13 protein-coding genes are annotated in these 13,916 nt (G+C 66.6%); 12 read left to right on the top strand and 1 reads right to left on the bottom strand.

Annotated features, from left to right (window positions below; genetic code table 11):
* Positions 1 to 12: 12 nt before the first annotated feature.
* The 6 genes from CWS39_RS12120 (at position 13) to CWS39_RS12095 (ending at position 8,278) form a co-directional block, all read left to right on the top strand.
* Entirely contained in the window at positions 13 to 1,185 is a 1,173-nt protein-coding gene (locus tag CWS39_RS12120; protein WP_102143171.1) for an acyl-CoA dehydrogenase family protein, read from the top strand.
* A 19-nt stretch (positions 1,186 to 1,204) separates the two neighbouring features.
* Positions 1,205 to 2,227, top strand: a complete 1,023-nt coding sequence (locus tag CWS39_RS12115) for an acyl-CoA dehydrogenase family protein (RefSeq protein WP_102143262.1) — start codon at positions 1,205 to 1,207, stop codon at positions 2,225 to 2,227.
* On the top strand, positions 2,224 to 3,375 hold the full coding sequence (locus CWS39_RS12110; protein WP_102143170.1) for an acetyl-CoA acetyltransferase: 1,152 nt from the start codon (positions 2,224 to 2,226) through the stop codon (positions 3,373 to 3,375). Before CWS39_RS12115 ends, CWS39_RS12110 begins: the two co-directional genes overlap by 4 nt.
* Positions 3,376 to 4,872, top strand: coding sequence for a class I adenylate-forming enzyme family protein (locus tag CWS39_RS12105; protein ID WP_102143169.1), 1,497 nt, complete (start codon positions 3,376 to 3,378; stop codon positions 4,870 to 4,872). It begins immediately after the preceding gene.
* 9 nt (positions 4,873 to 4,881) lie between these two features.
* On the top strand, positions 4,882 to 5,697 hold the full coding sequence (locus CWS39_RS12100; RefSeq protein ID WP_102143168.1) for a mycofactocin-coupled SDR family oxidoreductase: 816 nt from the start codon (positions 4,882 to 4,884) through the stop codon (positions 5,695 to 5,697).
* Between the two features lie 118 nt (positions 5,698 to 5,815).
* A complete protein-coding gene (locus CWS39_RS12095) occupies positions 5,816 to 8,278 on the top strand; it encodes a CaiB/BaiF CoA transferase family protein (RefSeq protein ID WP_102143167.1) in 2,463 nt (820 codons plus the stop codon).
* A gap of 108 nt (positions 8,279 to 8,386) precedes the next feature.
* On the opposite strand, the gene CWS39_RS12090 is transcribed toward CWS39_RS12095, so the two are convergent.
* Positions 8,387 to 9,067 (bottom strand): TetR/AcrR family transcriptional regulator, encoded by a 681-nt coding sequence (locus tag CWS39_RS12090; protein ID WP_102143166.1) that lies wholly within the window; start codon positions 9,065 to 9,067, stop codon positions 8,387 to 8,389.
* Between the two features lie 140 nt (positions 9,068 to 9,207).
* Between CWS39_RS12090 and CWS39_RS12085 the strand changes: the two genes are divergently transcribed.
* From CWS39_RS12085 to CWS39_RS12060, 6 genes are read left to right on the top strand one after another with little or no spacing between them, the layout of a single operon-like run.
* Positions 9,208 to 10,344 carry an amidohydrolase family protein gene (locus CWS39_RS12085; RefSeq protein ID WP_102143165.1) on the top strand — a complete coding sequence of 379 codons (1,137 nt, stop codon included), beginning with the start codon at positions 9,208 to 9,210 and terminating at the stop codon, positions 10,342 to 10,344.
* A gap of 4 nt (positions 10,345 to 10,348) precedes the next feature.
* Positions 10,349 to 11,548 (top strand): thiolase C-terminal domain-containing protein, encoded by a 1,200-nt coding sequence (locus CWS39_RS12080; protein WP_102143164.1) that lies wholly within the window; start codon positions 10,349 to 10,351, stop codon positions 11,546 to 11,548.
* Positions 11,545 to 11,988: a Zn-ribbon domain-containing OB-fold protein gene (locus CWS39_RS12075; protein ID WP_102143163.1), complete on the top strand. Its 444-nt coding sequence runs from the start codon at positions 11,545 to 11,547 to the stop codon at positions 11,986 to 11,988. The genes CWS39_RS12080 and CWS39_RS12075 overlap by 4 nt, the downstream gene beginning before the upstream one ends.
* 13 nt (positions 11,989 to 12,001) lie before the next feature.
* The gene (locus tag CWS39_RS29530) at positions 12,002 to 12,211 is read left to right on the top strand and encodes a hypothetical protein (protein ID WP_102143162.1); all 210 of its coding nucleotides are present in this window, start codon (positions 12,002 to 12,004) and stop codon (positions 12,209 to 12,211) included.
* Positions 12,212 to 12,226: 15 nt separating this feature from the next.
* Positions 12,227 to 13,687 (top strand): aldehyde dehydrogenase family protein, encoded by a 1,461-nt coding sequence (locus CWS39_RS12065; protein ID WP_102143161.1) that lies wholly within the window; start codon positions 12,227 to 12,229, stop codon positions 13,685 to 13,687.
* On the top strand, positions 13,684 to 13,881 hold the full coding sequence (locus tag CWS39_RS12060) for a hypothetical protein (protein WP_102143160.1): 198 nt from the start codon (positions 13,684 to 13,686) through the stop codon (positions 13,879 to 13,881). Before CWS39_RS12065 ends, CWS39_RS12060 begins: the two co-directional genes overlap by 4 nt.
* Positions 13,882 to 13,916 lie beyond the last annotated feature (35 nt).

Here is a 13,916-nt window from a genome sequence, read left to right as displayed (position 1 = left end):
TACTCCCGGATTATGGATCTCGACTTCACGCCTGACCAGCTCGAGTTCCGCGACCGTGTCCGGACCTGGCTCGACGAGAGCAAGCCGTCCGAGCCGCGCCCCCGCGACGACGCAGGCATTCGCGAATACGATCTCGCCTGGCAACGCACCCAGTGGGAGGGTGGCTGGGCGGGCATCGCGTGGCCGAAAGAGTACGGCGGGCAGGGCTTGACCCTGATGCAGCAGCTGATCTGGTACGAGGAGTACGCGGCGCGGGGGTTCCCCGGCATCGACGCCTGCTTCGTGGGGAACTCGCACGCGGGGCCGACCCTGATCACTAGGGCCACCGACGAGCAGAAGTCGTTTCACCTGCCGAAAATCCTTCGCGGCGAGGTGATCTGGTGTCAGGGCTTTTCCGAGCCCGACGCCGGCTCCGACCTGGCGGCCCTGCGCACCAAGGCCGTCATCGACGGCGACCACCTGGTGGTATCCGGGCAGAAGCTCTGGACGAGCTTCGCGACGGTCGCCGATTACCAGGAACTGCTGGTGCGCACCGACAGCAGCGGGAGCAAGCACAAGGGCATCACGTGGGTGATCTGCGACATGAACACGCCGGGTATCGATATCCGTCCCATCGAGACCATCGAAGGCGGTTCAGAGTTCTGCGAGGTGTTTTACGACGACGTCCGCATCCCGCTGTCCAACGTCGTCGGCGACGTCGGCGAGGGCTGGTCGGTCGCGATGGCCACCCTGTCGTTCGAACGCGGAACCGCCTTCACCGCCAATCAGGTGCGGCTGGCGAAAATCATCGAGGACCTCATCGACTATGCACGCGACCACGTCGGTCCGGACGGGCGCAGACCCGCCATCGCAGACGATGAGATTGCGCGTCGACTGGCACGGGCGCGCGCCTCGGTGGCATCCCTGCGCGCACTCACCTACACCAATATCTGCGAGGCCATGAGGACGGAAACGCCCGGCCCGCGCGGGTCGATCGTCAAGCTGATGTACGCCGAATTGACCAAGGAAATAGGCAAGTTGGCGATGGACATCGTCGGCCCCGCGGCGCTCCGGCTTTCGTCGCGGTGGGACGTCGACGGCTGGGTCGGTTATTACTACTACAGCTTCTCGCAGGCCATCGGTGGTGGGACGTCGGAGATTCAGCGCAACATCGTCGGCGAACGTGTGCTGGGGCTGCCCCGGTGAACTCACTGAGGAGATCGTCGTGAATCTGCTGCCAGCACCCGAACAACTCGAAATCGTCTCGGCGGCAGGGGAGTTCCTTGCGGAGCGGATGCCTGTCGAACACATCCGCGCCACACGCCACGAGGAAGCCCCGGTATCCGAAGCACTTTGGCGGGAGGCGGGTGAGTTGGGCCTGCTCACGCTGGGCCTGGACGAGGAAGCCGGTGGCTCAGGCCGACCGATCGACGACGAGGCCCTGGTGTTCATGGAACTCGGCAAGAGACTCGCGCCTGGTCCTTTTCTGGCGGGCACCTTGGCCGCGCGCGTGGCGGCTCGATGCGGGGACGCCGCGCTGGCGGAGCTGATCGGTGCGGGACGGACGCGGGTGGCGCTCGCGGTGCTGCGTGGCGACGGCGGCGCGCAACCCGTGACGGGGACCTTCGACCTTTTCGAACCGGCGGGCGCAGCGCTCGCGCTGGTGGTGGCCCGTAGTGGCGCCGCACTTGTCGACATCGATTCCTTCGGTCCGCTGACGGCGGTCGAGGCGGCGGATCCGGGCAGTCGAATAGCCTCCGCCACAGTCGATTCCGCCGAACCCCTTTACTGGCTTCCCGCGGAGGACGAATGGATCTGGGGCCGCGCCACAGTACTCGCGGCCGCGTACCTGACTGGGTTGGCGGCGGCAGCGGCCCACGCCGCGACGAAACATGCCAAGACCCGCGAGCAGTTCGGCAAGCCCATCGGCGTGCACCAGGCTGTCAAACACACGTGCGTCGACATGGAGATCGCGGCAGAGGCCGCGCAGGCGCAGACTCTGTTCGCCGCGATCGCTTTGGCGGATGGGCGAGCCGATGCGCCGCTGCAGGTGCTTTCGGCTGCGGCCGTCGCGGGGTCTGCGGCCGTTGACAATGCCGCGGCGGGCATCCACCTGTTCGGGGGGATGGGCTACACGTTCGAGAACGACATGCACCTCTATCTCAAGCGCGCGCACGTGTTTCGGCACCTCTTCGGTGAGCCGACCGACGTGCTGGCCGAGTTGCTCGCGCAGGACCGCGCGCAGTGAGCGGCGCCGTCGCGATCGCGGGAGTCGCGCTTTCCGACGTCGGCCGTGTCGACGACAAGGGTCCCTACGACCTCATCGCGCAGGCCAGCCGGAGGGCGTTGGTGGACGCTGGGCTGACACCCGCCGACGTCGACGGACTTGCGTCCACCGGTCAGGGCACGTTGCCCCCGGCGGATGTCGGTGAGTATCTCGGGTTGCGGCCCCGCTGGGTCGACTCGACGGCAGTCGGCGGGGCGTCGTGGGAGGTGATGGCTGCCCACGCTGCCGACGCGATCACAGCGGGGCACGCTGACGTGGTGTTGTTGACCTACGGCTCCACAGCCCGGTCGGATCTTCGAAAGGGCTTGCGGGGCGCCAACATCAACTGGGGCGCGCGCGGCCCTTTGCAGTGGGAGGCACCCTACGGCCACACCTTGATCTCCAAGTACGCCATGGCCGCGCGCCGTCACATGTACGCCTACAGCACCACCATCGAGCAGCTCGCGGAGGTGGCGGTGTCCGCGCGGTTCAATGCTGCCGAGAACCCGCAGGCCTACTACCGCGACCCCATCACCGTCGACGACGTGCTGGCAGGCCCGATGATCGCCGACCCGTTCACCAAGTTGCACTGCTGCATTCGCAGTGACGGCGGAGCCGCGGTCGTGCTCGTCAGTGCGGAACGGGCGAAGGACCTACGGAGTCATCCGGTCTGGGTACTCGGCTCGGGCGAGACCACCTCGCACATGCTGACCTCCCAGTGGGATGACCTCACCGTTGGCCCCGCCGCGGTCAGCGGACCGTTGGCCTTTGCACGGGCTGGCGTTTCGCCCGCCGACGTCGACGTTGCCCAGCTGTACGACGCGTTCACCTACATGCTGCTGCTCACCCTCGAGGACCTGGGCTTCTGCGGGAAGGGGGAGGGCGGCCCATTCGTCGAGCAGGGTGCGCTTCGGCTGGGCGGCGAGCTGCCCACCAACACCGACGGCGGCGGACTGTCCGCGTGCCACCCTGGCCAACGCGGCCTGTTCCTCCTGGTCGAGGCGGCACTCCAGCTGCGCGGTGAATGCGGGCCGCGGCAGGTTCCCGACGCCCGCATCGCCTGCGTCAGCGGTACCGGCGGCTGGTTCTGCTCGAGCGGCACGATCATCCTCGGCGCTGAGGAGCCGTAGGTGGCCGGCGCACCGCTGAGCACCGATGTCGCCGACACCCGGGCGATGTTGGAGGCTGCGGCCGCCGCCCACGGTGACGTCGAGGCGTACGTCGAGCCGGGCGCGCGAATCACGTTCGCGGACTGGGTGGGTCGGGCGCGCAGCGTGGCCACGCAGTTCGCCGACCTCGGGGTCGGCAAGGGCGACGTCGTGGCGCTGTGGCTGCCCTCGGGCATCGACTATGCGACGTGTTACGCCGCGGTGGCCATGATCGGCGCGATCACCACGGGACTCAACCCGCGGCTGGGCCGGCGCGAAGTCGAATCGATTCTGCAGCAGGCTGATCCGGCGTTGGTCGTCGCCGACGAACGGTTCGCCGTGCTACCGGGTCATCGGATGCTGTCGAGGGCAGCGCTGACCACCGACGTCTCGGGAACGGCGCCACCCGCGGTGGACCTGACGCGGCGGGACCTGGTCGCGTTGATCTTCACCAGCGGAACAACGGGCACTCCGAAGGGTGCGGCCTTCGACGCCGAGGGGTTGGCGGCCGGCGCCGCCGCCGCGGGAGTCATGAGCGCGCCCTACGACCGGCGCCTCACATCCACCCCGTTCGCCCACGCCGGCTACATGTTCAAGCTCTGGGATCAGCTGGTATGGGGTGCCACGCTCGTCGTCCCGCCCACACCGTGGTCGGCCCAGGGCATGTTCGACGTCCTGCGTGCCGAGCGGGTCACCGTCGCAGGCGCCGTTCCCACCCAGTGGGCCAAACTACTTGAAGTCGACGGTGTGGAACCAAGCGCATTGCCGCACTTGCGGATCGGGATCGCAGCCACCGCACCGGCGCCGCCCGAACTGGTGCGCCGCGTCGCCGAGCGCGTCGGAGTTCCGCTGGTGGTGCGGTATGCGATGACCGAGTGTCCGACCATCTGCGGCACCGAACCGAGCGATCCCCCTGAGGTGCAGTTCCGCACCGTGGGGCGGCCCGCGCCGGGAATGGACGTGCGCGTCGGCTCCGACGGGGTGGTCGAGGTGAACGGGCCCTGCGTGATGCGCGGTTACTGGCGCAATCCGGAACTCACCGCCGAGGTACTGCGGGACGGCTGGCTGCGCACCGGCGACATCGGCGTGCTCGGAGACGACGGCAACCTCACCCTCGTCGGCCGCAGCGGCGACGTGTACATCCGCGGGGGCTACAACGTCCACCCCGGGGAGGTGGAACGGACACTCTCCGGGCATCCCGGTGTCAAACATGCTGTCGTGGTTGGCCGCTCGGCACCGGTGATCGGCGAGCTCGGCGTCGCCTGTGTAGTGCCGGCTGACGAAACCTCCCCGCCGACACTTGCCGAGCTTCGCGCACACGTAGCGAGCGAACTGGCCGACTACAAGGCCCCCGACGAGTTGCTGATCGTCGAGGAGCTGCCGTTGACAGCGATGCACAAGCCGGACCGCATCGCCCTTCGCGAGCTGATCAACTTGCACCACAAAGACATTCAACGTCGACAACCGACACGAGGATAGGAATCAACCATGGGTAGACACGACGGACGGGTAGCGTTCATCACCGGTGCGGCGCGCGGTCAGGGCCGCGCGCATGCGGTCCGGCTCGCGTCCGAAGGCGCCGACATCGTGGCGGTCGACATCTGCCGGGACATCGAGTCGATGGACTATCCCAACGCCACGCCCGACGAGCTCGACGAAACCATCAAGCTCGTCGAGAACGAGGGCAGACGAATCGTCGCCCACCAGGCCGATGTGCGCGACGCGGACGCGCTGCAGCAGGTCGTCGATGAGGGCGTGCGCGAATTCGGGCGCCTCGACATCGTGATCGCCAACGCAGGCATCATTCGGCTCGGCGGCGACGGAGACCGCCGCCAGACCTTCCGCGACATCGTCGACGTGAACCTAGTCGGGGTGTGGAATACGGTCGAGGCGGCGCTGCCCGCGCTCATCGACGGCGGCCGCGGCGGGTCCATCGTGCTGACCAGTTCCAGCGCAGGCCTGAAAGGCACCGGGACCGACCGCGCCGCGGGACAGGCCTACACCGCCGCCAAGCGAGGTCTCGTGGGCCTGATGCAGGTGTGGGCAAACGAGTTGGCGCAGTACTGGATTCGGGTGAACACGATCCACCCCACCGGTGTCGCGACCGGCATGGTGATGAACGAGACGATGGGCAAGCTGATCGAGTCGGGTGACGTAGCGATTGCGGCGATGCAGAACGCGTTGCCCATTCAGGTGCTGATGCCAGAGGACATCGCCGCAGCGGTGGCATGGCTGACCTCCGACGAAGCGAAGTTCATCACCGGGGTGGCGTGGCCCCTGGACGCGGGTTTCGCCGTGCGTTGAGCTGAGCCGCCATCTTTCAAGACTAATGCATTGACATTAATCTCAGCCGCTGCGATGCTGGCGTGGCGTGAGTCACAACACGTGACGACGAGATCTGCCAGCACGTAGGGAGCGAACAATGCCGGAAGTCGGAACGGCGTCGGATGGCCCACTGGGCGGTCTTGTGGTCGTCGACATGTCCACGACACTGCCCGGCGCTCAGGCGACGCAGTTTCTTGCCGACTGCGGCGCCGAGGTCATCATGGTCGAGCCGCCGGACGGCAGCCCGCTGCGCGACCTCGCGAGCTGGCCCGCCCTGCTGCGCGGCAAGCGCAGCGTGACCCTGGACGTCCACGACGACGCCGACCTCGACAGGTTGCGCGGTCTCCTGCAGCGCGCCGACGTCATGGTGAACACCATGCGGCCCACGACCGCAGAGCGGCTGGGTCTCACCCACGATGCGCTGTCCGAGCGCTACCCGCGACTCGTGGTGGCGACGATCACCGGCTGGGGTTCGACGGGACCCTTCCGTGATTACAAGGGCTGGGAGGCCCTGGTCATGGCCAAGACCGGGGTCATGCACGAGAAGCGAGGTCTCGCCCCGCAACCGAGACCCGCGTACATCACGTTTTCCTACGCGGCGTGGGGTGCTGCTCACGCCGCTGTTCAAGGCGTACTCGCGGCGTTGCTCGAGCGCGAGACCAGCGGGCTGGGCCAGGTCGTCGAGACCAACCTGGTGACCGGTGTGGGATCGATGGATCCGTACAACTGGTTCTACGAGATGGTCCTCGAGCGGTATCCGGGCGCCTACGAGCCGATGGACGCCGCCTACGACGACCAGGGCCGCCCGCAGGCGTACCTCATCTACGCCTTGCTGGTGTGTCCGACCAAGGACGGCAAATGGCTGCAGTTCGCCCAGGTGTCGCCCAAGTTGATGGGGGCCTGGCTCACCGAGCTGGACCTGTTGGGGGAGCTCGCGGATCCGAAGTGGCAGGGCTTTCCCATGCTGCCAACCCCCGAGCTGCGCACCGAGTGGTGGGACATGATGATCGAGCGGGTCGGGTCCCGCACCCTTGCCGAGTGGCAGCAGGCAATGGCGCAGAACCTCGACCTCAGCGGCGAGTTGTTCCGCACGCCCGAGGAATCGCTGGACCATCCGCAGACCGTCCACGAGGGACGGTCGGCCGTCGTGACCGACCCCGAGCTCGGGCCGGTGCGGCAGCCATCAACCCTCATCCACGCCGACGGTCGGCCGTTGACCGAGCTGCGGCCCGCCCCACGGCTCGGTGAGCACAACGATGCGCTGCCGGCACAGGATTCGGTCGACGCCGCCGCGCCTACCTCGGCGGTCGCGCCGGACGACCCGCCCCTCAAGGGCGTGACGGTGCTGGAGTTCGGCAGCATGTTCGCCGGCCCGTACGGCGCGACGCTGCTGGCCGATCTCGGTGCCCGCGTCATCAAGGTCGAGCCGCTCGAAGGCGACAACATCAGAAACCTGGTCGCGTTCCCGGAGGCCGGTGGCGCAAAGGTGTTGCAGGGCAAGGAAAGTGTCGCCATCGACTTCACCAAGCCCGACGGGCTCGAGCTGGTGTACGAACTCGCGAAACGGGCCGACATCGTGCTGCAGTGCTTCCGCGGCCAGGCGGCCGAGCGGGCGAAAATCGACGAGGCGTCGCTGCGGGCGGTCAACCCCGATCTGGCCTTCGTGACGACGTCGGGTTACGGGCTCGACGGCCCCTTCGCGCATCGCGCGGCCTACGCCCCGTCCGTCGGTGCGGCGTCGGGCCTGTCGCTGATCGACAGCCATGACACCGGTGAGCCACCCGCCGACCTGGACGACCTGCACCGCAGGGCGGTCAGACTCCACGCGGGCGGAACGGTGCCCGCCGTGCAGTCCGACGGCATCGCCGCGCATGGCGTCGCCTCAGCGCTGCTGGTCGCGTTGTACGCCAAGCGCCGCGGCAAAGCGCTGCGCAACGTGGTCACCACCATGCTCGGCACCGTCCAGCAGGCGATGATCCCCTACAACGCCAGCTACTCGTCACGCCCGGCAGAGCGCGTCGCCGACGACGAGTTCTACGGGCTGAATGCGCTCTATCGGATGTACCGCGCGGCCGACGGATACGTCTTCCTCGCCGCGCCGCTGCCGCGCGAATGGCCCGCGCTGGCAAAAGCGATGTCGCCCTACATTGACCTGCACGCCGACGAGCGCTTTGTTGACGCCGACGCCCGCGCCGCCCACGACGACGACCTAATCGCAGCGCTGACGCCTGTGTTCGCCACCAAGACCAAGCTGGAGTGGGAGCGCGAACTGACTGCGCAGAACGTCGGATGCGTCGAGGTGGTGGAGGCCAACTCCGAGCTGGTGCTACAGACCGACCCGTACTTCGAGGCGGGCTACGCAGTCGAAGCGGTCAGCCCCATCTTCGAGGAGCATCGCCGGCTCGCGCCGCTGTGCCGGTTCTCGCGATCACGAACCAGGGCCGATGCGGGCTGCACGATCGGTCAGCACACGGACGCGGTGCTGCGCGAACTCGGCCTCGACGACGATGCGATCGGCGGCCTCCGCGCGGCCGAGGTGATCGGCGGCGGCTCGAGCTGAGCGCCGAACGTGCGATTTCATACGCCACCTCCGGCGTGTCGCGTATGAAACCGCACATTGGCGCGGCTTCCATCCACGGCTCGATTTGCATCCCCTGGCGTCCGCCCGTCAGGAGTCGTCAGAGGTGATCAGCGCCCGGGTCTCGTATGAAACCGGCGCGGTCAGCATGCCGACCCACGCATCCACGTAGTTGTGCAGCTGCGCCTCGCTGAGCCCATGCCCGGCTCGGGCCGCCGCGGCCAGCACGTTGATCAAGCTGATGTACAGCTGAAACGTCCGCCCGCGCCGGACCCGCTCGGGCAGGTCCTGCAGAGCGGCCTGCACCAGCTCCTCCAGCTGCTCCTGGGTCCATTCGTCATCGACGTGCTCGGGCCAGTAGTCGCTACGAGCCCGCGGATCCTCGCTGAGCCGGGCCAGGAACGGCACGAACATCTCGCCCGCCGCGATGCTGTTGGCCAGCGGCCGCACGAGCAGCCACACCACGGCGCGGGGGTCGGCCTCTTTGCCCTGCTCGCGCATCGCCGCGAGCATCTCCTGTCGGTCGGCTGCGAGCGAGGCCTGACGGTAGGAGACCAGTGCTCGGATCAGACCGTCGCGGGAGCCGAAGTGATACCGGATCACCGACGAGTTGGACTGCCCGGCGGCCTGCTGGATCTCCTTCAGCGTGACCGCCTCGATGCCACGGTTGGCGAACAGCCTCTCGGCGACCTCCATCAGCATGACCCGCGTGGTTTCCCCGGAGGCGTTGCGACGCCGCGTGCCCGCGGGCACGTCCGTCAGTTCGGTCATCACGTCTCCCACCGTCCGTCACAGTTCTACCGCGCGCCACACCCAACACCACAATAATAATGCAGAACTATTAAAAATCCTGGACTTCCTCTCAGCGGGCTGGCATCATCAGCAGCAGCGGCTCGGACCTTGGAGGACGAATGAGCATGATCTGGACGAACTCGGGTGACTCCCACTTTCTGGAGCCCGACGACCTGTGGCAGAGCCGGCTGCCCAAGCGACTCGCGGACCTGACCCCGCGCGCGGAGAAGGATCCCGACGGCGAGTACGAGACCGTCTTCGTCGACGGGCAGATCTTCCGGCGCAAGCTTCCGTCATCTGCGATGGAGGCCTTCTTCGAGGAAAGCATGAAGCCGAAGGGCATCCGCGACGCGAAGGCGCGGCTCGGCGACTTGGACAAGGAGGGTGTCTGGGCCGAGGTGATCTTCCCGTCGCTGGGCATGTGGGCGTCGACGTTCCGCACGCCGGAACTGCTCAAGGCGTGCATGCGCGCCAGCAACGAGTGGGCGCTCGAGGAGATCTGTGCGGTGTCGCCGCGCTACGTGGTGACCGCGCAGGTGTCGACGCTGGTGGTCGACGACGCGATCGAGGAGCTGCGCTGGGCCGCCGAGCAGGGCTTCAAGGCCGTCTTCCTGCCCACCACACCGCATCCGAGTGCGCCTGACTGGCACCGCAAGGAATGGGAGCCGTTCTGGGCAGCAGCCGAGGACGCCGGCATGGTGCTCGCCTTCCACATCGGCACCGACCCGGTCGACATGACCGTCGGGGGCGCCAGTGGCGGTGCGGGCATGGTTTACCGCGGACCGGGGGGAGCGGTATTGAACTATGCGGAGACGACGTTCTCGGGCCAGCGCGCCGCGATGAAGATGGTTGCATCGGGGGCCCTGGATCGCCATCCAAATCTGAAGGTACTCATCTCCGAAGGCGGCGCGACGTGGGTGCCGTTCCTCGGCGATCGGATGCTGGAGGGCTACCGCCAGCATCATATGGCGGTGCGGCCCAAGCTTTCCCGCAGTCCCAAGGAGATTCTGTTCAGCCAGGTCTACGCGTCCTTCCAGCATGACGAGACTGCCGTCGCGGCGTACGAGCACATGGGCTACAAGAACGTGATGTTCGGCAGCGACTACCCGCACATGGAAGGCACCTTCGGTCACACCCAGGACACTTTGAAGGGACTCTTCGACGGTGTGAGCGACGAGACCAGGCTGCGGATCACCCAGGGCACCTTCTACGAACTGTTCCCCGACGTGCCGCCCATTCCGGCTGAAAAGCTCTGAGCGCGTGTCGAATACATCGGGCCTACGTGACGTCGCGGTGGTTGGTGTCGGTGCCACCGACTATTACAAGCGCGGCGGGTCGCTGCCCAAGTCGATCACGGAATTGGCCGGCGACGCCATCCTGGCCGCGTGTGAGGACGCCGGGATCCCCGTCACCGACATCGACGGCTTCGCCTACTACTCCGGCGCCAGCGCGGGTTACACCGAAAAGATGGACACCGCCGACTTCATGGAAACCCTTGGCATCCCCGAGGTTCGGTTCACCGCGGCGTTGACCTCCGGCGGCGGCGGCTCGGCAGGGGCGATCGGGCTCGCGCGTGCCGCCATCGTCTCGGGTGACGCTTCGGTGGTGGTGACGGTGATGGCGTTGCAGCAAGCCAAGCAGCGTCTGGGCTCGGTATTCTCGGCGATGGACCCGGATCCGATCAACTCCTTCTTGCAACCGTCGGGGCTGTTCGGTCCTGGCCAGTTGATGTCAGTTCTGGCCCGCCGGCACATGCACCTGTACGGGACCCGCCGCGAGGCATTTGCCGAAATCGCGCTGTCGACGCGGACCAACGCGTTGAACCGCCCAAAGGCCATGCACCGGCAGCCATTGACGCTGGAGGACTACTTCAACGCCCGGATGATCGCAGAACCGTTGTGCCTCTACGACTTCTGCCAGGAGACCGACGGCGCCGTCGCAGTGATCACCACCAGCATGGATCGGGCCAGGGATCTGAAGCAGCCGCCGGTGCCTGTGGTCGCCGCCGCGCACGGTGGTGTCCGTGACTGGGGAAGAGCGTTCGCGTGGATGGGCATGCCCGACGAGTACTTCGCCTCCTCGGGCAATGCGCCCATCGCCAAGCGACTCTACGAGCAGGCCGGCGTCGGCCCCGCCGACATCGACGTGGCGCTGCTGTACGACCATTTCTCGCCGATGGTGTTGATGCAACTCGAGGACTACGGGTTCTGCGACAAGGGCGAAGGCGGCGCGTTCGTGGAAAGCGGGGCCATTCGGTTCGACGGCGGCAGCATCCCCGTCAACACCCACGGCGGGCAACTGTCCGAGGCCTACATCATCGGAATGACACACATCGTGGAGGGCGTCGAACAGATGCGCGGTACGGCCATCAATCAAGTGAAGGACGCCGAATTGGCTTTGGTCACAGGCGGTCCCGCGAGCCTGCCGGTGAGCGGCCTCATCCTGGGGAAGGCCGCGTGAGTACCGCTGCTGCCATTCTGGCCACCACCATCCCGGGCGAACACGTCCGCATTGCGGTCAACAAAGATACCGAGCCGTTCTGGCAAGCCGCGAAGCAACGCCGCCTCGTCGCACCCCAATGCGCGGACTGTCAGACGTTCCGCCTTCCCCCGACGCCGTTCTGCCCGAATTGTCAGTCGAAGTCTGTGAACTGGGTCGAACTCAGCGGTGCGGCAACGGTGTACAGCTTCGCGGTCGTGCATGGGTTCCCCGGCATGCCGGACCTGGTGCTGGTGCCTGCGGTGCTCGACCTGCCCGACGCGCCCGGTGCCCGGCTGGTGTCGAACGTCGTGGATGTCGCGCCCGACGACGTCTTCATCGGGATGTCGCTGCGCGTGGACTTCTCACCCATCGCGGACGGTTGGCTACTGCCGATCTTCCGCGTCGATCAATCCGATTAAGGAGTGAACCGCCGTGTCAGACGACAGTGCGCTGCACGAAAAGCCGCTGGAGTTCCTCACCAGCATCGCCAATACCGGCGGAGACTGCGACGGCCAGGCCATCCTCCCCGTGAACGGTCACTTCCGGTGCACGTGCTCCTGCGGTCAGTGGGACGTGGATGTCGACGATCCGCAGGAAGGTCTGAGACAGGCCCGCGTCCACACCGGTAGCGCAGCTGACTAGAGGAAGTAGCCGACGATGACGAGTTCTGTTGACGTAGAACGTCCTTCAGTCGAGTTACGCATCGGCGCCGAGAGGTTGTCTACCGGCTCTGGCGGTGTGTACCGGCACGTCGACCCCACGACCGGTCGACCCGACGCCAATGTGCCGATGGCAGGGCCGTCCGAGGTTGATCGGGCGGTAAAGGAGGCGCATGAAGCGTTTCTGAACTGGCGCCGTACGAAACCTGCGGACCGTCGCCGTATGCTGATGCGTCTGGCCGACCTCATAGAAGAGCATGCGGAAGACTTCGCGCGAATTGCCGCGCTGGACAACGGCACACCGATCGTTACCACGTCGGTGATGCTGCCAGTCGCGGTCGAGTGGACCCGCTACTACGCCGGCTGGGCGGACAAGATCAGCACGGAGGTGACCGCGACCCTGCGCGCAGACGGCGAGTTCAGCTACACACTGGCGCAGCCGTGGGGCGTGATCGGCGCGATCATTACCTGGAACGGCCCGTTGATCTCGTTGGCCATGAAGGTGCCTGCGGCGCTCGCGGCGGGGAACACTGTCGTTGTCAAACCGTCGGAGTTGACGCCCTTCACGGCGGGGCTCTTTGCCGATCTAGCCGGGGAGGCAGGGATTCCCGACGGCGTCATCAATGTGCTGCCCGGTGGCCCCGAGGCCGGCGCGGCGCTTGTCGAGCACCCGCTGGTGAAGAAGATCAGTTTCACCGGCGGACCCGATACGGCCCGAAAGATCCTGCGGTCCTGCGCCGACCTGATCAAGCCCGCAGTGATGGAACTCGGTGGCAAATCGGGCAACATCGTGTTCGCCGATGCCGACCTCGACACCGCGTGCGGTGTGGGGACCTTTATGTCGGTCGGCGTGCTCAGCGGCCAGGGTTGCGCATTCCCCACCCGGATGATCGTCGAGCGACCGGTCTACGACGAGGTCGTCGAGCGTGTCCGCACCATCGCCGGATTCCTGAAGGTGGGCAATCCTTTCGAGGCCGACACCGCCTCGGGTCCGGTCGTCAGCGAGCAGGCGCTGAACCGGATCCTAGGAATGATCGAGCGTGCCAAAAGTGATGGGGCCCGGCTGGTTACCGGTGGAGGACGCCTGGGCGGCGATCTCGGCGAGGGATACTTCGTGGAGCCCACAGTCTTCGCCGACGTGGACCCGCGGTCCGAGCTCGCACAAACCGAGGTGTTCGGGCCGGTGCTCTCGATCATCCCGTTCGATGGCGAGGAGCAGGCAATCGAGATCGCTAACAGCACTCCCTACGGGCTCTCCGGCTACGTGTTCACCAACAATCTGCGCCGCGCGCATCGGGTGGCCGAGGAACTCGAAACCGGGGAAGTGCTCATCAACGGCGCCCTCAACTTGGGTTGCACCCGGCCGTTCGGCGGCATCGGCATCAGTGGAATGGGTAAGGAAGGCGGCCGCCAAGGCCTCGAGGAATTTCTGCAGACCAAAACCGTGAGCATGGCATGACGTCGGCGAACGAGCGCCCGGCGTCCGACGACGACGTCCTCGACCACGCCAGCGCCTCGCTCACTCTGCATGTGCGCGACTTGGACAAGTCCGTTCAGTGGTACTCGAGCGTTTTCAGGACCGAAGCCATTCACCGTGGCACCGACACAAGTCTGGATGGGACCAGCACCTCGTTCGCCGTGTTCGTGCTCTGAACCGTCCCGGGTTTTGTGCGCACTTCCTTTCTTGG

Source organism: Mycobacterium hubeiense (genome assembly GCF_002838065.1).
In the GTDB taxonomy this organism is placed as follows: Bacteria; Actinomycetota; Actinomycetes; order Mycobacteriales; family Mycobacteriaceae; genus Mycobacterium; species Mycobacterium hubeiense.
Note: the sequence above shows the minus strand (reverse complement) of the source record. Positions and strands in the feature narration are given on the sequence as shown.